Consider the following 17,305-nt stretch of genomic DNA (forward strand, 5'->3'; position numbering starts at 1 on the left):
GCCGGCGATGGCAATCGCGTGACAGCCGGCCGGTCGAACGGTCAGTGGGCGGGCGTGGACCGCAGACGCCCCAGTTGATGAACCAGCAGGGCGATGACCCCGCCCACGATCACGCCGATGACGGCTGACCCGAACGCCGTCACCCCCCAGCTGACCACGCCGTGAAGAGGCCCAGTCGCCGCCCCGACCGCATGGGCCAGCTGCTCCAGCGGCTCCGCCGGCCAGTGCAGCCCCAGCGTATGGGTTCCGTGCACCAGAATGCCGCCGCCGACCCACAGCATCGCCGCCGTGCCGATGACCGACAGGGCGTCCATCACCACCGGCATGCCCTTGACCAGGCCGCGACCGAGAGCACGCACCGCACCATTGGGGCGCTCGGCCAGATGCAGGCCGATGTCGTCCATCTTCACGATCAGGCCGACGACGCCGTAGACGGCGACCGTCATGGCGACGCCGACCACCACCAGGATCGCCGCCTGGGTCACGATAGGCTGGTCGGCGACATCAGCCAGGGCGATGGCCATGATCTCGGCCGACAGGATCAGGTCGGTTCGCACAGCCCCGGCCACCGTCGCCTTTTCCAGCGACGCAGGATCGCCCTCGGCGGCGGCCTCTTCTTCGTGGCCGGCGTGCCCAAAGGCCTCCATCAGCTTCTCGGCGCCCTCGAAACACAGATAGGCCCCGCCGCACATCAGGATCGGGGTGATAGCCCAGGGGGCGAAAGCGCTCAGCAGCAGCGCCGCCGGCAGGATCAGCAGCAGCTTGTTACGGAAAGACCCCAGGGCGATCTTGCCGATGATCGGCAGTTCGCGGCTGGGCGACAGACCGGTGACATAGCGCGGCGTCACCGCCGCATCGTCCACCACCACCCCTGCGGCCTTGGTGGAGGCCTTGCCCGCCGCCATCCCGACATCGTCGATCGACGCCGCCGCCATCTTGGCGATCCCCGCCACATCGTCGAGCAGGGCGATCAGACCGGAAGGCATGCGAGAATCCCCAGATTGCGCCGCGACACGCGGCCGCACCCCGCCTAGGGCGCGACGCGGGATTTGTCGAGCGCCTCCACAAACGGACGAAAGCCCCGCCGGCGGACCGGCGGGGCTTCCATTTCGAACGCATTTCCGATGTCGATTTTCTTAGAACTTACGGCCCACCCCCACGGAAACGACCCACGGGTCCAGATCCACATCACTCTTCAGAGCGCCGTTGTTGACGTCGGCGTCGGTGTTGAACCAGACCTTCTTGACGTCCACATTCAGGCTCCACGGCCCCTGGATGCCGACATCGGCGCCCGCCTGCAGGGCGTAGCCGAAGCCGTCGTCCAGATCGACGGTGAAGCCGTTCTTGTCCTCGCCGCTGTAGAACAGCATGTAGTTGATCCCCGCGCCGACATAGGGGCTGAACCGGCCCTCGGTCAGCGGGCGATATTGCAGGGTCACGATCGGCGGCACGACCCAGGTCTCGTGCACGGCGACGTCAGTCGTTCCGCCCTGGGCGCGGATCTCATGCTTGGTCGTGCCCAGGATCGCCTCGACCGCAAAATGGTCGGTCAGGAAATAAGTGAAGCCCAGGGTCGGCATGACGCTGTCGCCCACATCAACCTTCAGGCCGGAATCGACGCCGGCGGCGGTGGTGATGGCGTTGTCGGCGTCGGAGAAGACGTCGGTCACACGGCCGGTGATGATCCAGTCGCCCTTCTTGGGCATTTCCCAGGCGGCGGTTTGCGCCAGAGCCGGTGCAGCAAAAGCGGCGGCGGCGACGGCCGAGAGGATCAGGGTTTTCAGTTTCATCTTGCTCATCCCCGACGCCCGCTGTCGCCTCATGCGACCCGTTCCGAGCGTCTTGAAGGGGGAGATGCGCCCCCTGCACGGGCCCGGCCTTGATCCAGCGCAAACCCATGCAGGGGTTGGACAATCTGTCCAATCAGACCACGCGGGCGTGCCGCTTCTCGAGATCGACGGCGCCCGGGTCGAAGGCGGCGCAGACCGCCCGCACGAACGGGCGACCCAGATCAGTGACCGTCACCATCGACCCGTTCACCTCGGCCAGTCCGTCCAGCTGGAACGGCAGCAACCGGGGCCAGGCCCGGTCGACTTCGCTCAAGGCTCGCCCGTGTCGTCCGGCGATCGCGGCGACATCGACGGCGAAGTCGCACATCAGCCGTTCGATGATCTCGCCCACGAAGGCGTCGCGCGGGTCCAGCGCCACGCCCCGCGCGACCGGCAGGTCTCCGGCCTCGACGGCGGCGCGCCATTCGCGCTCCTGCGTCAGATTTTGAACAAAGCCCTGCGGCGTACGGCTGATCGACGACGCCCCCAGCCCGATCAGCACCGGCGCCTCGTCGGTCGTATAGCCCTGGAAGTTGCGACGCAGCCGACCGGCCCGCGCGGCGGCGGCCATGGAATCGTGCGGCAGGGCGAAATGATCCAGGCCGACCGCCTGCCAGCCCTTCTGCACCAGATACCGCGCCGCCGCCTGGCTCTGGGCGAAGCGCGCCTCGGGTCCCGGCAGGTCGGCCTCGTTGATCAGCTTCTGGTGCGGCTTCATCCACGGCACATGGGCATAGCCGAACAGAGCGATCCGGTCGGGCCGCAGCGCCGCGACCTGGGCCACGGTGGTGATCACATTCTCGACTGCCTGAAGCGGCAGGCCGTACATCAGGTCCAGGTTCAGCGAGGTGACCCCCTGCGCCCTCAGCGCCTCGGCCGCCCATCGGATGGTCTCAAAGGATTCGGGCCGGTTCACCGCCGCCTGAACCTTGGGCGACAGGTCCTGCACGCCCAGACTGGCGCGGCTCAAACCGATCCGCCCGGCCGTCTCGACCCAGTCCTGGGTCAGGACTTCGGGGTCCAGTTCAGCGGCGATCTCGAAACAGTCGCCCAGGTCGAACCGCGCGGCCAGACCGGCGAACAGCCGCTCCAGTTCTTCGGGGGGCAGCATATTGGGCGTGCCGCCGCCCAGGTGGATCGAGCCGACCCGCACCGGGCGACCGATCCGCGACAGCACGAGGTCGGCCTCCTTCAGCAGCAGGTCGACATAGCTGCTCATCGGCGCGATCCGGTTCATCGCCCGGGTGTTGCAGCCGCAGTACCAGCACAGCCGCTTGCAGAAGGGGATGTGCAGATACAGCGACACCGCGCGGTCGAGGGGCGCGGCCGACAGCCACGCCCCCCAGTCGGCGGCCCCGACGGCGGGCGTGAACTGCGCCGCCGTCGGATAGGAGGTGTAGCGCGGCGCGTGGGCGTCGTAGCGGTCGATCAGCTCGCGAGTCGTCTTCACGCCGCCATGGAGCGCGCCGGGGGGGCTAGAGAGGGACATCGCCCTCTTTCGCCGCATCGACCGACAGGCCTTGGTCGCCCTCGTCGAACAGGTGGAACTCGTGCCACAGGCCGTTCAGCACGCCGAAGCCCACCGCCAGACCCAGGCCCAGTATCCAGGCGAAATACCACATGACTTGATGCTCCTTGCGATCAGTACAGGTCGGGGTTGGTCTTGAGGGCGGCGGTCGAGGTGCGGCCCCACAGCACGGAATAGACCCAGCTGGTGTAGATCAGGACGATCGGCAGGAAGACCAGCGTGCAGACCAGCATGATGAACAGGGTCAGGTGGCTGGAGGAGGCGTTCCAGACCGTCAGGCTGGACTGCGGATCGATCGAGCTGGGCAGGATGAAGGGGAACATCGACAGGCCGACGGTCGAGATGATGCCGACGGTCGAGATCGACGAACCGCCGAAGGCCAGGGGCGCCGACCGCAGCCACATGCCCGACAGTCCAACCACCGCGCCGACGAAGCCCAGGGTGGGGGCGATCATCATCCACGGATAGCGGCCGTAGTTGTCCAGCCAGGCGCCCGACGCGGACTCGACCGTCGTGCGCAGCGGGTTGGAGAAGCCCTGAATGTCCAGGTCGCCCGTGATCCGGTAACCGACACCGCCGTAAGCCATATAGAGTCCGCCGGCCGCGAACAGCACCAGGGCCAGGACGCCGGCGATCGTACCGTACAGACGCGCCCGCTCCAGCACCGGCCCCTTTTCGGCCTTGACCGACAGCCAGGCCGCGCCGTGCAGCACCAGCATGGCCACCGACAGCAGGCCGGCGATCAGGCTGAAGGGCGTGAACAGCCCCAGCAGATTGCCGTCGTAGAAGGAGCGCAGGTCGCTATCCAGGCGGAAGGGCGCGCCCAAGAGGACGTTGCCGACGGCCACGCCGAACACCAGGGCCGGCACGAAGCCGCCGATGAACAGGCACCAGTCCCAGAACGACCGCCACTTGGGCGACGCCCGCTTGGAGCGGTACTTGAACGACACCGGCCGCAGGATCAGGGCCGACAGGACCAGGAACATGGCCAGGTAGAAGCCCGAGAAGCTGACGGCGTAGACGAAGGGCCAGGCGGCGAAGATGGCGCCGCCGCCCAGGATGAACCACACTTGGTTGCCTTCCCAGGTCGCGCCGACGGTGTTGATCACCATCCGGCGCTCTTCATCGGTCTTGGCGACGAAGGGCAGAAGCGAGCCGACCCCCAGGTCGAAACCGTCGGTCAGGGCGAAGCCGATCAGCAGAACCCCCAAAAGGGCCCACCAGATCAGGCGAAGGGTTGCGAAGTCGATTGGAAGATCCATGGTCGGATGTCCTAAAATCTCTCTGGTTCAGGCCACGGCGGGCGCGGCGACGGTCGTCGCGGGCGCCTCGGGGGCGGGTGCAAAGGTTTCCTGCTCGTGGAACGGCCCCTTCTTGATGGCGAACAGCATCAGCCGGACTTCGACCACGGCCAGGGCGCCGTACAGGGCGGTGAAGCCGATGATGGTCGCCCACAGCTGGGGCACGGTCAGGGACGAGGCGCCCAGGAAGGTCGGCAGCACGCCTTCCACCGCCCAGGGTTGACGCCCGAACTCGGCCAGGATCCAGCCGAACTCGATCGCGATCCACGGCAGCGGGATGGCCAGGACGGCCAGGCGCAGGAACCAGCGGGTGTCATGCTTGCGCACGGTGCACAGGAAGAAGGCGGTGGCGAAGAACAGGATCATGAACATCCCGACGCCGGCCATGATGCGGAAGCTCCAGAACAGGGCCGGCACGTTCGGCACCGTCTCCCACGCCGTCTGCTGGATCAGCTCGGGCGAGGCCAGGCGCGGATCAGCGACGTGGCGCTTCAGCAGCAGGCCATAGCCCAGGTCGCGGCGATGGGTCTCGAAGACGCCGCGGGCGACGGGATCGGCCGGGTTGGCCTTGACCTTCTCCAGGGCGTCATAGGCGATGACGCCGGATTCGATCCGCGTCTCGGCCGTGGCGACCAGTTCGAAGATGCCCTCAACCGGCTTGTCGATGGTGCGGGTGGCGATCAGGCCCATGACCCACGGCACATGAACGCCGTAGTGGGTCTCGCGGTCCTTCATGCTGGGGATGCCGATCAGGGTCAGACCGGCCGGCGCGGGCTCGGTGTGCCACATGGCCTCCAGCGCGGCGAGCTTCATCTTCTGGTTATCGGTCAGGGCATAGCCGGACTGGTCGCCCAGGACGACGACGGACAGCGAGGCCGCCAGGCCGAAGGCCGAGGCCACCGTCATCGACCGCTTGGCGAAGCCGACATGCTTGCCGCGCAGCAGATAGAAGGCCGAAACCCCAAGCACGAACACCGAAGCGCAGACATAGCCGGCGCTGACGGTGTGGACGAACTTGGCCTGAGCCACCGGGTTGAAGATCACGGCCATGAAGTCCGTCACTTCCATCCGCATCGAGTCGGGATTGAAGGCGGCGCCGACCGGGTTCTGCATCCAGCCGTTGGCGATCAGGATCCACACGGCCGACAGATTGGTGCCCAGGGCCACCATGAAGGTGACGAACAGGTGCGCCGACGGCTTCAGCTTTTCCCAGCCGAAGAACATCAGCCCGACGAAGGTGGCTTCAAGGAAGAAGGCCATCAGTCCTTCAATGGCCAGCGGGGCCCCGAAGATGTCGCCGACGTAGTGGCTGTAGTAGCTCCAGTTCATGCCGAACTGGAACTCCATGGTGATCCCGGTCGCGACGCCGAGCACGAAGTTGATGCCGAACAGCGTGCCCCAGAAGCGGGTGATGGTTCGCCAGATCGGCCGGCGGGTCATCACATAGATCGACTCCATGATGACCAGCATGAACGACAGCCCCAGCGTCAGGGGCACGAACAGGAAGTGATAGAGGGCTGTCAGCGCGAACTGCAGCCTGGATAGGTCGACGACCGCGAGGTCGATCATGGCTTGGGCTCCTAAGCCGCCGGCCACGACGACCGACGTTTCTCCCGCCCTAGAACCAAGGCGGGGCGGTCGCCTTGATTTCGATCAAAGCCCTGTTGCACGGTCGGTCGTAGTGGACTGATCGTCCTTGGACATTTCGCCCAACGACGGTTTGTCCAATGGCTTTCGGGGCGTCCCGAGGCTGGAGTGTTCGAATGACCTCGGCGCCGATCACGGCTTCCCCCGCAGCCTGGCTGAAACAGGCCGCCGCGCCCTGGCGCCGGCTGACGGCCTTGGCGGGTCTTCTGGCTGTGGCGGACGTGGTTCCGGCGGTCGGTTTCGCCGGCGGCCTGGCCATGACCGTGGCCACCTTCGGCGTCTCGCCCTTGGCCGCCCTGCCCTGGCTGTTGCTGGCGGTCGTCAGCCTGATCTCGCGCGGCCTGGTGGGCCAGGCCGCAGTCGTGGTCGGCGCGCGCCTGGGCCGCTCGGTCAAGACCAGCGTGCGCGACCGGCTGCTGGCCGACCTGTTCGGACGCGGCGCCCGTTCCGATGATCGCCTGACCGCCGTGGTCGAAGGCGTCGGCGCGCTGGACGGCTACATGTCCCGCTTCACCCCGCTGAAGATGGCTGCGGGCCTGTCGCCCCTGCTGATCATCGCCGTCGCCGCCGTGGCCAGCCCCTTCTCGGCCGGCATCCTCATCTTCACCCTGCTGCCCTTCATCTTCGGCATGATCCTGGCGGGAACCGCCGCAGCGGGCGAGAGCCGCCGCCAGTTCCAGGCGCTGGAACGGCTGTCGGGCCTGTTCGTGGACCGGGTGCGCGCCCTCCCCGCTATTCTGGCCTTCGACGCCCGCGCCCGCACCACGGCTGAAATCGCCCGCGCCTCCGACGAGCTGGAGCGGCGCACCAACCGCGTCATGCGGATCGCCTTCCTGTCGTCAGGGGTGCTGGAGTTCTTCTCGGCCCTGTCCGTGGCCCTGATCGCCGTCTATTGTGGCTTCAACCTGCTGAAACTGCTCCCCTTCCCGGCCCCCGAACAGCTGGACCTGGGCCGCGCCTTCTTCGTCCTGGCCCTCGCGCCCGAGGTCTATCAGCCCCTGCGTCGCCTCGCCGCCGCCTATCACGACCGTCAGGCCGCCGAATCCGCCGTCCCCGCCCTGATCACGCCCGAGGCCCGGGCCCGGGACCGCCATATCCTGCCTGAAGACGCCCCGGCGATCCGCTTCACCAAGGTCGCCATTGCCTATGGCGACGCCGCCCCCGTGATCGCCGATTTCGACCTCGACGTCCGCCCCGGCCAGATCGTGGCCCTGGTCGGCGCCAGCGGTTCGGGCAAGTCCAGCCTGCTGCACCTGTTCCTGGGCCTGTCGCCCCTGACCGCCGGCGAGGTCGAAGTCGGCGGCGCGCGGCTCAGCGAGGCGGGTGGCTTCGCCGGCCAGATCGCCTGGGCCAGCCAGAACCCCGTCGTCGTGCCGGGCGGGCTGGGCGACAATATCCGTCTGGCCGATCCCTCCGCCTGCCCCGGCCGCATTCTGGTCGCCGCCGGAGAGGCCGGCCTGTTCGGCGACCTGGACCGCCCCATCGATGAACGCGGCGGCGGCTTGTCGGGCGGCGAGCGGCGGCGTCTGGGCCTGGCCCGCGCCATTCTGAAGCGCGCCCCCATCCTGCTGCTGGACGAACCGACGGCCAATCTGGACCCCGCTTCGGAAGAGGCCATGCTGGACCTGATCCGTCAGGCGACGCGGGGCCGCACGACCCTGATCGCCACCCATTCCGCCGCCGTCGCGGCCATGGCCGACCGCGTGGTGCGCCTGTGACGAACCGTCCCTTTCCCTCGCGCGTCGGCGCCCTGATCGCCGCGCAACGTCAGGCTCAACGAAGCCGCCTGCGCCTCGCCGCCGCTGGGGGCGCGACTGTTGCGGTCGCGGCCGCCTGTCTGCTGGGCCTGTCAGGCTGGTTCATCACCGGCGCCGCCATCGCGGGCGTCGCCGGATCGGCCGCCGTGCAGGCCTTCAACTATATGATGCCCAGCGCCACCATCCGTCTGCTGGCCGTCCTGCGCACCGGCGCCCGCTATATCGAACGCGTCGCCGGCCATGAGGCGGCGCTGAAGGCTCTGGCGCGGCTGCGACCGCAACTGTTCGACGCCCTCGCCTCCACGCCTCCGGCCCAGGCCCTGGCTCTGTCCTCGGGCGAGGCCTCGGCCCGACTGGTGCAGGATGTGGACGCGGTCCAGACCCTGTTCGTCCGGCTCTCGGCGCCCTGGGCCATGGGTGCGGGCGTCGCCTCGTCCGCCCTGCTCGCGGGCATGGCCAGCCCCCTCGCCGGTCTGATGCTGCTGCTCGCCATGGGTCTCGGCGCGGCGGGCTCGGTCTTGCTCGCCCGTCGCCTGGCCGCCCCCGCCGGTCGCCAGGTTCAGATCGCCACGGGCGCGCTCAAGGATCGGCTGTCCGCGCTCGAGGCCGTCTCCCCGGAGCTGAAGGCCTATGGCCTGGATCGCTGGGCGGCCGGCGAGGCAGCCCACGCCGCCGCCGGTCTCGACCGCGCCCAGATCGCCCTGAGCCAGGCCGGCGGCTGGATGGCCGCCTGGCAGGCGGCGGTCACGGGCCTCGCCGTCGCCGCCGTCATTCCCGCCACCCTGGGCGCGCCCTTGCCGATGACGGCCCTCGCCGCCCTGGCCGCCGTCATGGGCATCGAATCCGCCGCCGGTCTGGTCGGCGCCCTATTGCAGAACGGCGCCGCCGTGGAGGCCACGGCCCGCCTCGACGCCCTGGCTTCGCCCTCGTCGGCGCGGCAGGGGTCTGCTCCGACCACCGCAACCTTGACCCTTTCCGCAGACGGCGACCGCATGTCGCCGCCGTTGCGTCTTGGCCTGATCGGTCCGTCAGGCGCGGGCAAGACCACCCTGATCGAACGCCTGGTCGGTCTGCGCGACGCCGTCGCGGACGAGGCTCGACTGGGCGGCTTGGACATCGCCGACATCGCCCCCCACGACCGACTGTCCCTGTTCGCCTACGCGGCCCAGGACATCCGCCTGATCGACGGCACGATCCGCGAAAACCTGCTGCTGGCCGGTCCTGCGGACGATGAAACCCTATGGGCCGCGCTCGAAGACGCCGCCTTGGCCGACCGGGTCCGCGCCGACCCGCTCGGTCTGGACGCCCGCGTCGGCCCCAATGGCGAGCGCCTGTCCGGCGGCGAACGCCGTCGCCTCGGCCTGGCCCGCGCCTATCTGCGCTCCGCGCCCTGGCTGGTGCTGGACGAACCGACCGAGGGCCTGGACCCCGCGACCGAAGCCCAGGTCCTGGCCGCGCTCGACCGCCGCCTGAAGGCCGCCGGCCAGGGCCTGATCATCGTCAGCCACCGCCCCGCCCCGACCCGCCTGTGCCACCGGACCTTCCGGGTCGAAGGCCTGACGCCCGACGGCCGCGTGCGTCTGACGGCGCACCGTCAGCAGGCCCTGGTCTAGAGACGGCTCCACCGAAATTTATTTGCGCGCGCTAGGATACGTGTCGGCGCGCGGGTTTGAGGCCCGTTTTCGCCCCTTGACCCGACAGGGCGCCGGGGTGGGTTACAATCTCTTCGGGCGTCAATATGGGCGCGAGGACGGGGGGGCGGATGGAGCGGGATTTGGCGCTTTTGGCGCTTTGTCACCCTGTTTTCGTGACAGCGCCACGGCGCCATCCAGATCGGCGCGCCGCCCTAGGTCTCGCCCTCGGCGATGTCGCGCAGGCGGTCGGGCTGTTCGATCCGCAATTCGTTCAGGGCCAACAACCGGATCACCCCGGTCGTCTTGAGCTTGGTCAGCACCCGGCTCACGGTCTCGATGGTCAGGCCCAGATAGTCGGCGATCTCCGAGCGCGTCATCGGCAGCCGCACCTGGTCCTCGGCCGACGGCCGCAGCGGGTCGCGGGTGGGCAGGTCCAGCAGGAAGGAGGCGATCCGCTCCTGCGCCGTCTTGCGGCCCAGGAGCAGCATCTGGTTCTGCGCCGCCGCCAGTTCGTGCGTCGCCCGATCCAGCAGGGCCTCTTCCAGCAGCGGCCGCTCGCGGATCAGGGCGCGATAATCGGTCTTACGGAACCGGCACAGGGTCGCATCCTCGATGGCCTCGCCCGAGAAGGCGTAGTCCTGACCGGTCGCCAGACCGACGAAGTCGCCGGCGAACAGGAAGCCCGTGATCTGACGCCGCCCATCCGGCAGAAGCTTGTAAATTCGCACCGACCCCGAGGTGATGTTGAACAGGTGGACCGCGGGATCCCCCTCGCGGATCAGGGACTCGCCCGCCTTCAGCGTCACCCGCTCGGCAATGGCGTCCAGCCCGGCCAGATCGGAAGGATCCAGGCTGCTGCACACGCTGAACGCCCGCGCGCCGCAGGTCGAACACACCGAATCCTGTCGGCGCTGGGCGCAGTCTGTAGGCAGGGACCTGAGTTCGAGCATGGTTCGCAGAGGTTAGGCCTCGCATCCAATGGACGCAAACGGATTGACGGAGATCAAGGCGGCCATTTCGTCCATGGCCTAAGGGGGCGAGAATGAGCGCCCTCCAATATCGCCGCCTCGAAAGCGACGAAGCCGACCAGACCTATGTGCTGGCCCACATTGGGAACCCGCGCCTCACGCTGGACTCCTGGCGCGCCCGGGTCGACGCGCCCCCCGCCTCAGGCGGAGTGCTCGCCGCCGTGGCCAACGAGTGCGTCCGGGCCATACTGGCCTATTCCATCTCGACCACCCCCTCGGGCGAGCGGCAGTTCATGGTCGACACCCTGGTCGCCTTCGACCTCCTACGGCCCGAGAAGCTGATCGAACCCTTGGTCGCCGCCGCCTGCGACCTGGCCCGCCGGGGCTGCAGCTCCATCGGCCTGTCCAGCCCCCTCGACGCGCCGGGCTATGAGGCCGTCATGCGCCAGATCGCCGACGCCGCCGTGCTTCACCGCGTCATCTGACCTCGTCCGGGCGCGCCTGCGCATACCGCCTCGCCAGCACCGCGCAGGCGAACAGCTGGATCTGATGGAACAGCATCAGCGGGATGACGATCAGGCTCACGCTCTGCCCGGCGAACAGGATGGCCGCCATGGGCAGGCCGCTGGCCATGCTCTTCTTGGACCCGCAGAAGACGATGGCGATCTCGTCCTCGCGCGAGAAGCCCAGTCTTCGGCTGCCCAGGGTCGTGACCGCCAGGGCGACGGCCAGAATGACCAGGTCCAGCACAACGACCAGCCCCAGATCCAGGTGCGACAGCCGGCTCCAGGCCCCGGACACGACGCCCGCGCTGAAGGCCACATAGACCACCAGCAGGATCGAGCCCCGATCCACCGCCGAGGTCAGCCGCCCGTGACGCACCAGCCAGCCTCCGATCAACGGTCTCGCCGCCTGCCCAACCAGGAAGGGCGCCAGGATCTGCAAGGCGATGCTCTCGATGGACGACAGCGACACCCCCGCACTTCCCACCGGCAGCAACAGCATCACCAGAAGGGGCGTGACCACCACCCCCGCCAGGTTCGACACCGAGGCCGCACACAGAGCGGCCGGTACATTGCCTCGCGCGATGGACGTAAAGGCGATCGACGATTGCACCGTCGAGGGCAACAGGCACAGATAGAACAGCCCGATCCTCAGATCCTCAGCCAGCCAGGCCCGCGTAGCCCAGAACACCGCCAGCCCCAGAAGCGGAAACAACACGAAGGTGGCCGCCAGCACCATCCCCTGCAGCCGCCAGTGCGACAGCCCCGCCCAGATCGCCCCAGGCGACAGACGCGCCCCGTACAGGAAGAACAACAGGGCGATCGCCGCCGTCGCCGCGACCTCCGCCACATCCGCCCCGACGCCCCTCGCCGGTACAAGGGCCGCCAGCACCACTGTGCCGATCAGCATGAGCAGATAGGGGTCGATCAATCGGCGCAGGGCGTTCATGCCGCCGCTCCTAGCCTCCGCCCTGCCGAAACAAAAGCTCACGTCGCTGGGCGAATAGGATATGGCGCTACATTCGCCGACAAATGAGATATTGTCTCATCAAATGAAACTTCTAAAATGAAGTGTCCTGGGAGTGGATTGAGTGAGCTGTTTCAGATCGGTCGGCGTCGCCTTAGTCGGAACCTCGATATTGGTTCGGCCCATCGCGGCGAGCAGTGAACCGACGACGCCCTTGCGAGAAGCCTTGGACAGGTCGGCGATCGTCGGCCCCGCGCAGACTGGGGGGGTCCTGATCCACTGGCGGCTGAACGCCTCGGATCCATCAGACCAGGCTTTCGACGTCTACCGGGATGGCCGAAAGATCACCCCTCGCCCTGTGTCCACTGTAACGGGCTGGGTCGACAAGGAAGGCACGTTGAACGCCCGCTATGCGGTGCAGGCGGCGGGAAGCGGCGGCCTGGAACCTGCTCTCAGCCTGCCTCAAGGCTATGTGACGATACCGCTTGATCGCCCGCCGGGCGGGGTCACCCCTGACGGCGTGGCTTATGAATATGAGGCCAACGACGGGTCGGTCGGCGATCTCGACGGCGACGGCCGATACGAAATCGTCCTGAAGTGGGCGCCCACAAACGCAAAGGACAACGCCTTCGCCGGCTATACGGGCCCGACGCTGATCGACGCCTATAAGCTGGACGGCGCTCGGCTGTGGCGGATCGATCTGGGGCGCAACATCCGCGCAGGCGCCCACTACACCCAGATGGCGGTTCAGGACTTCGATGGCGACGGCCGCGCGGAACTGGCCTTGAAAACGGCCGACGGGACCGTGGATGGAATCGGCGTGGTGCTGGGCGATCCGGCCGCAGACTGGCGCGAAAGTGGTGGCGAGATCGCCAGTCGGGACAGAACCGGCGCCGAACGGAAGCCGGACGGCAGCCTGACCGCGCCCTTGACCGGCCGTATTCTCTCGGGCGCGGAATATCTGACCGTTTTCGACGGCGCCACGGGGCGCGCCTTGGCCAGCGCCCCCTATGTCCCGTCGCGGGGACAAGGGACGGACAACCCCTCCTCCGCAGAAATGGCCGCGCTGTGGGGCGACGGCTACGGCAACCGGTCTGAGCGGTATCTGGGCGGCACGGCCTTTCTGGACGGACGGCTGCCCAGCATCATCATGGCGCGCGGCTATTACGCCCGGACGGTGATCGCGGCCTGGGACTGGCGTGACGGTCGATTGCAACAGCGCTGGACCTTCGACAGCGACACCGCGCCGAAAGGCTTCGCCGGCCAGGGCAATCATCAGTTCAGCGTCGCCGATCTGGACGCGGACGGACGGCAAGAGATCGTCTACGGCGCCATGGCGATCGACGACGACGGCGCGCCGATGTGGACGACGGAACTGGGCCACGGCGACGCCATGCACGTCGGCGATCTGGACCCGACCCGGCCCGGCCTGGAGAAGTTCGGGGTGCATGAAGACATGCGCGGCAACGGCGGCGTCGGCAGCGCCATGATCGACGCCCAGTCCGGCGAAATCCTGTGGCGCACCCCCTCAGAGCGGGACGTTGGGCGGGGCGTCGCCGCCGACATCGATCCACGCCATCCCGGCGCCGAAGCCTGGGCCAGCAACGGCACGGACCTGTATGCGGCGGACGGAAGCGTGATCGCCCATACCAGACCGGCCCAGGTCAATTTCGCCATTTGGTGGGACGGCGACGCCCAACGCGAACTGCTGGACGGTGCGCGGATCTTCAAATGGGACTGGGCGAACCAACGGTCTGTTTCGCTGCTGGTCGCCGAGGGCGCGGCCTCCAACAATGGGACCAAAGCCACGCCGGTGCTGGCGGCGGACATTCTGGGCGACTGGCGCGAGGAAGTGGTACTCCGAACCGAGGACAACACGGCGCTGAGGATCTACGTCACCCCCTACCCGACTGCGATCCGGCACACGACCCTGATGCACGACGCGCAGTATCGGTCGCAGATCTCGGGGCAGAACTCGGCCTACAACCAGCCCTCCCACCCCGGTTTCACGCCCGAGACGGACTTGAAGGCGGTTCGATGAGAACGGGCCAGGCCCCGCCTCGCGGCTGGTCGAGGCGAAGCGCCCTAGCCGCCGGCATCAGTGGGGCGGGTCTCGGCCTTACCGGAGTGGGCGCCGTCTCCGGCTGCGCGAGTATCCCCGTTGGTGGTCGGAGCGACGCGGGCCGCCTCTATGCGGACGACTTTCGACAGGGACTGACGTCCTGGCTGATCGAACGCGAGGACGGCCTGGGGAAGGTGTGGGCCGCAGACGGCGCGATGTGGTTCGACACGCCCCGAGGAGCAACGGCCTGGTTCCGCCAGCGGCTGACGTCCCCCGTTGAAATCAGCTTCACCGCCCGGGCCATATCGGCCGGCGGACCGAATGACCGTGTCAGCGACCTTAACTGCTTCTGGATGGCGACCGACCCGCGCAGCCCGGAGGATCTGATCGCGCTTCCACGCTCGGGCGCCTTCGCCGACTACGACCTGTTGCGGACCTACTACGTCGGCCTCGGCGGCAACGGCAACACGACCTCGCGCTTTCGTCGCTATGCCGGCAACGGTCAGCGCCCCCTGCTCGCGCACCACGACCTGAGCGCGCCTGAGGATCTGATCGCCCCGAACCGGCCCTACAGGATCCGACTGATCGCCGATGCAAGCCACATCGAATACTGGCGTGACGACCGCCGGATGTTCGCCCTGGAAGACCCCCAGCCCTATCGCGAGGGCTGGTTTGGACTGCGTACCACCTTCAACCATATGGCCGTGCGCGACTTCGAGGTCCGCACCAGAGCCGGTTCGACCCCACCAGGCAGCACCACATGAAAAACCTCCTTCTCGCGCTAGTATCCATCCTGGCGGTGCTGAACACCGCGCCGGCCCAAGCGCAACAAACAGAGCCGCAACCGTACTGGGCGCGCAGCTGGTACGCTGCGCCCCTGGCGGCCACGGCCGACCGCATGCCTCCGCCCTTGAACAACACCACTGTGCGGCAGACGGTTCGCGTCAGCCTCGGCGGCGAACGGTTCCGCCTTCGGCTGTCCAACGAGTTCGGAGACGCGCCGGTGCGGATCGGGCGCGCGACGGTCTTCCTGATCGGCGATGACGGGACGCCTGTGGCCGGTTCCGAACGGGACGTGAAGTTCGATGGACGGCCCGGCGCCGTCCTACCGGGCGGCGCGCCGATCCTGAGCGATCCCGTCGATCTCGACTTGCCTGAGCTGTCGCGACTGACCGTCAGCCTCTATCTGCCCGACGAGGTTCCGCAGCCGACGATCCACCTGCTCGGCCTGGCGACCGGCCAGGTCGGTCCCGGCGATCAGGCCTCAGCGCCCGAATTGACCGACGCCGTCACGACCACCCAACGCGTGCTGCTGTCGGGGGTGGACGTGGAGCGTGCGCGCCCCGCCAGAGTCATCGTCACCCTCGGCGATTCCATTACAGACGGGGCAAACGGCACGCGCGACGCGGATCGCCGATGGCCGGACCTACTGGCCAGGCGGCTCCAGGCGGCAGGACTGACTGATATCGCCGTGGCCAACGCCGGGATCTCGGGCAACCGCATCCTCAATCCGCGCGCCGGATTGGGAGTCTCAGCGCTGGCGCGATTTGATCGCGACGTTCTGGCTGTGCCCGGCGCGACCGACGTAATCATCCTGGAAGGCGTCAACGACATCGGCATGGCCTGGCGGGACAAGGACCCGCACCCACCGACCGCAGCCGATCTGATCGCCGGATATCGGCAGATGATCGCGCGCGCGCATGCACGAGGTCTGCGGGTGTTTCTGGCGACCATCCTCCCCTACGAAGGAGCCAACTATTGGTCGGAACCCGGCGAGTCCGCGCGACAGGCGGTCAACACCTGGATACGCAGCGAGGGCGAAGCAGACGGCGTCATCGATTTCGACCTCATCATGCGCGACCCTGCCAGCCCCACCCGGTTGGCGGCCGCCTATGACAGCGGCGACCGCCTCCATCCCAATGACGCCGGCTTCAGAGCGATGGCGGATGCGATCGATCTGAACCTGTTTCGCTAGATGGCCAGCATGTCGCGGCTGACAGCCTGAATCGATTTGGCTCCGGTCAAGGTCATGGCCACCCGCATCTCCTTCTCGAACAGATCGAGCAGGTTTTCGACACCGGCCTGTCCCTCCGCCGCCAGGGCATAGACGAAGGCTCGACCCAACATGACCGCGTCGGCGCCCAGGGCGATGGCGCGGATCACATCCAGCCCATTGCGAACGCCTGAGTCCACCAGGATCCGGATATCGCCTTTCACCGCTTCAGCGATGGCCGGCAAGGCCCGCGCCGATGAAAGGACGCCATCCAGTTGGCGGCCGCCGTGGTTCGACACCACAATACCGTCGGCGCCAAAACTGACCGCGTCGCGGGCGTCTTGGGCATCCAGCACGCCCTTGATAATCATTGGCCCGTCCCAGAAGTCGCGGATCCACTGGAGATCCTTCCAGGAGATCGACGGGTCAAAATTCTGACCCAGCCAGCCGATGTAGTCGGCCAGCCCCGTCGGCTTGCCCAGATAGGCCGAGACATTGCCCAGATCATGCGGCGTCCCCCGCACCCCGACGTCCCAGGTCCAGGCGAGATGGGTCATGGCCTGGATCATGCGACGCATCTCGGCATGGGGGCCGCTCATGCCCGAATGGGCGTCGCGATAGCGGGCGCCCGGCGTCGGCATATCGACAGTGAAGACCAGGGTCTTCACCCCCGCAGCCTTGGCCCGCTCCAGCGCATTCTGCATGAAGCCCCGGTCGCGCAGGACATAGAGCTGGAACCACATGGACCGGTCGATGGCCGGCGCCACCTCCTCGATCGGGCAGACCGAGACGGTGGACAGGGTGAAGGGCAGGCCGCGCGAGGCCGCCGCCTTGGCCGCCTGAACCTCGCCGCGCCGGGCGTACATGCCCGTCAGGCCCACGGGCGCCAGGATGATCGGCAGGCGCAGGGTCTCGTCGAACAGCCGGGTCTCGAGGTTCAGACTCGACATGTCCTGCAGCACGCGCTGACGCAGGGCGATGGCCTGCCAGTCCTCGACATTGCGCCGCAGGGTCTGTTCGGCATAGGCGCCGCCATCAATGTAATGGAATAGAAACGGCGGCAGCTTGCGGCGCGCGGCTTCGCGATAGTCGCCCGGCGAGGAGATGATCACCCTG

The 17,305-nt window shown here is 67.8% G+C and carries 15 protein-coding genes; 6 read left to right on the forward strand and 9 right to left on the reverse strand.

Going from position 1 to position 17,305, the window contains the following annotated elements:
* Positions 1-41: 41 nt before the first annotated feature.
* The 6 genes from PKE72_RS08055 to PKE72_RS08080 form a co-directional block, all read right to left on the reverse strand.
* A complete protein-coding gene (locus tag PKE72_RS08055; RefSeq protein ID WP_271164858.1) occupies positions 42-986 on the reverse strand; it encodes a DUF808 domain-containing protein in 945 nt (314 codons plus the stop codon).
* Between the two features lie 150 nt (positions 987-1,136).
* On the reverse strand, positions 1,137-1,799 hold the full coding sequence (locus PKE72_RS08060; RefSeq protein ID WP_271164859.1) for an OmpW/AlkL family protein: 663 nt from the start codon (positions 1,797-1,799) through the stop codon (positions 1,137-1,139).
* Positions 1,800-1,923: 124 nt separating this feature from the next.
* Positions 1,924-3,279 carry an oxygen-independent coproporphyrinogen III oxidase gene (gene hemN / locus PKE72_RS08065; protein ID WP_271164860.1) on the reverse strand — a complete coding sequence of 452 codons (1,356 nt, stop codon included), beginning with the start codon at positions 3,277-3,279 and terminating at the stop codon, positions 1,924-1,926.
* Between the two features lie 25 nt (positions 3,280-3,304).
* The gene (gene cydX, locus PKE72_RS08070; protein WP_271164861.1) at positions 3,305-3,451 is read right to left on the reverse strand and encodes a cytochrome bd-I oxidase subunit CydX; all 147 of its coding nucleotides are present in this window, start codon (positions 3,449-3,451) and stop codon (positions 3,305-3,307) included.
* A 19-nt stretch (positions 3,452-3,470) separates the two neighbouring features.
* Entirely contained in the window at positions 3,471-4,619 is a 1,149-nt protein-coding gene (gene cydB / locus PKE72_RS08075; protein ID WP_271164862.1) for a cytochrome d ubiquinol oxidase subunit II, read from the reverse strand.
* A 27-nt stretch (positions 4,620-4,646) separates the two neighbouring features.
* The gene (locus PKE72_RS08080) at positions 4,647-6,224 is read right to left on the reverse strand and encodes a cytochrome ubiquinol oxidase subunit I (RefSeq protein ID WP_271164890.1); all 1,578 of its coding nucleotides are present in this window, start codon (positions 6,222-6,224) and stop codon (positions 4,647-4,649) included.
* A gap of 197 nt (positions 6,225-6,421) precedes the next feature.
* Between PKE72_RS08080 and cydD the strand changes: the two genes are divergently transcribed.
* Both cydD and PKE72_RS08090 read left to right on the forward strand, forming a co-directional pair.
* Positions 6,422-8,023: a thiol reductant ABC exporter subunit CydD gene (gene cydD / locus PKE72_RS08085; RefSeq protein ID WP_271164863.1), complete on the forward strand. Its 1,602-nt coding sequence runs from the start codon at positions 6,422-6,424 to the stop codon at positions 8,021-8,023.
* Positions 8,020-9,675, forward strand: a complete 1,656-nt coding sequence (locus tag PKE72_RS08090) for an amino acid ABC transporter ATP-binding/permease protein (RefSeq protein ID WP_271164864.1) — start codon at positions 8,020-8,022, stop codon at positions 9,673-9,675. The genes cydD and PKE72_RS08090 overlap by 4 nt, the downstream gene beginning before the upstream one ends.
* Before the next feature lie 233 nt (positions 9,676-9,908).
* Here the strand turns inward: PKE72_RS08090 and PKE72_RS08095 are convergent, their stop codons facing one another.
* On the reverse strand, positions 9,909-10,646 hold the full coding sequence (locus PKE72_RS08095; RefSeq protein WP_271164865.1) for a cyclic nucleotide-binding domain-containing protein: 738 nt from the start codon (positions 10,644-10,646) through the stop codon (positions 9,909-9,911).
* 92 nt (positions 10,647-10,738) lie between these two features.
* Here PKE72_RS08095 and PKE72_RS08100 point away from each other — a divergent pair, with 92 nt between their 5' ends.
* Positions 10,739-11,149: a hypothetical protein gene (locus tag PKE72_RS08100; protein WP_271164866.1), complete on the forward strand. Its 411-nt coding sequence runs from the start codon at positions 10,739-10,741 to the stop codon at positions 11,147-11,149.
* Here the strand turns inward: PKE72_RS08100 and PKE72_RS08105 are convergent.
* Positions 11,142-12,116, reverse strand: coding sequence for a bile acid:sodium symporter family protein (locus tag PKE72_RS08105; RefSeq protein ID WP_271164867.1), 975 nt, complete (start codon positions 12,114-12,116; stop codon positions 11,142-11,144). The genes PKE72_RS08100 and PKE72_RS08105 overlap by 8 nt on opposite strands.
* Positions 12,117-12,258: 142 nt before the next feature.
* On the opposite strand from PKE72_RS08105, the gene PKE72_RS08110 reads away from it, so the two are divergent.
* Genes PKE72_RS08110 through PKE72_RS08120 form a run of 3 tightly spaced genes read left to right on the forward strand, consistent with a single transcriptional unit; the run spans position 12,259 to position 16,171 of the window.
* Positions 12,259-14,175, forward strand: a complete 1,917-nt coding sequence (locus PKE72_RS08110; protein ID WP_422653189.1) for a rhamnogalacturonan lyase — start codon at positions 12,259-12,261, stop codon at positions 14,173-14,175.
* Positions 14,172-14,960, forward strand: coding sequence for a DUF6250 domain-containing protein (locus PKE72_RS08115; RefSeq protein ID WP_271164869.1), 789 nt, complete (start codon positions 14,172-14,174; stop codon positions 14,958-14,960). Before PKE72_RS08110 ends, PKE72_RS08115 begins: the two co-directional genes overlap by 4 nt.
* Positions 14,957-16,171, forward strand: coding sequence for an SGNH/GDSL hydrolase family protein (locus PKE72_RS08120; RefSeq protein ID WP_271164870.1), 1,215 nt, complete (start codon positions 14,957-14,959; stop codon positions 16,169-16,171). Before PKE72_RS08115 ends, PKE72_RS08120 begins: the two co-directional genes overlap by 4 nt.
* Here the strand turns inward: PKE72_RS08120 and lldD are convergent.
* On the reverse strand, positions 16,168-17,301 hold the full coding sequence (lldD, locus tag PKE72_RS08125) for an FMN-dependent L-lactate dehydrogenase LldD (RefSeq protein WP_271164871.1): 1,134 nt from the start codon (positions 17,299-17,301) through the stop codon (positions 16,168-16,170). The genes PKE72_RS08120 and lldD overlap by 4 nt on opposite strands.
* Positions 17,302-17,305: the final 4 nt, after the last annotated feature.

This window comes from Brevundimonas intermedia (assembly GCF_027922165.1).
Taxonomy (GTDB): Bacteria; Pseudomonadota; Alphaproteobacteria; order Caulobacterales; family Caulobacteraceae; genus Brevundimonas; species Brevundimonas intermedia.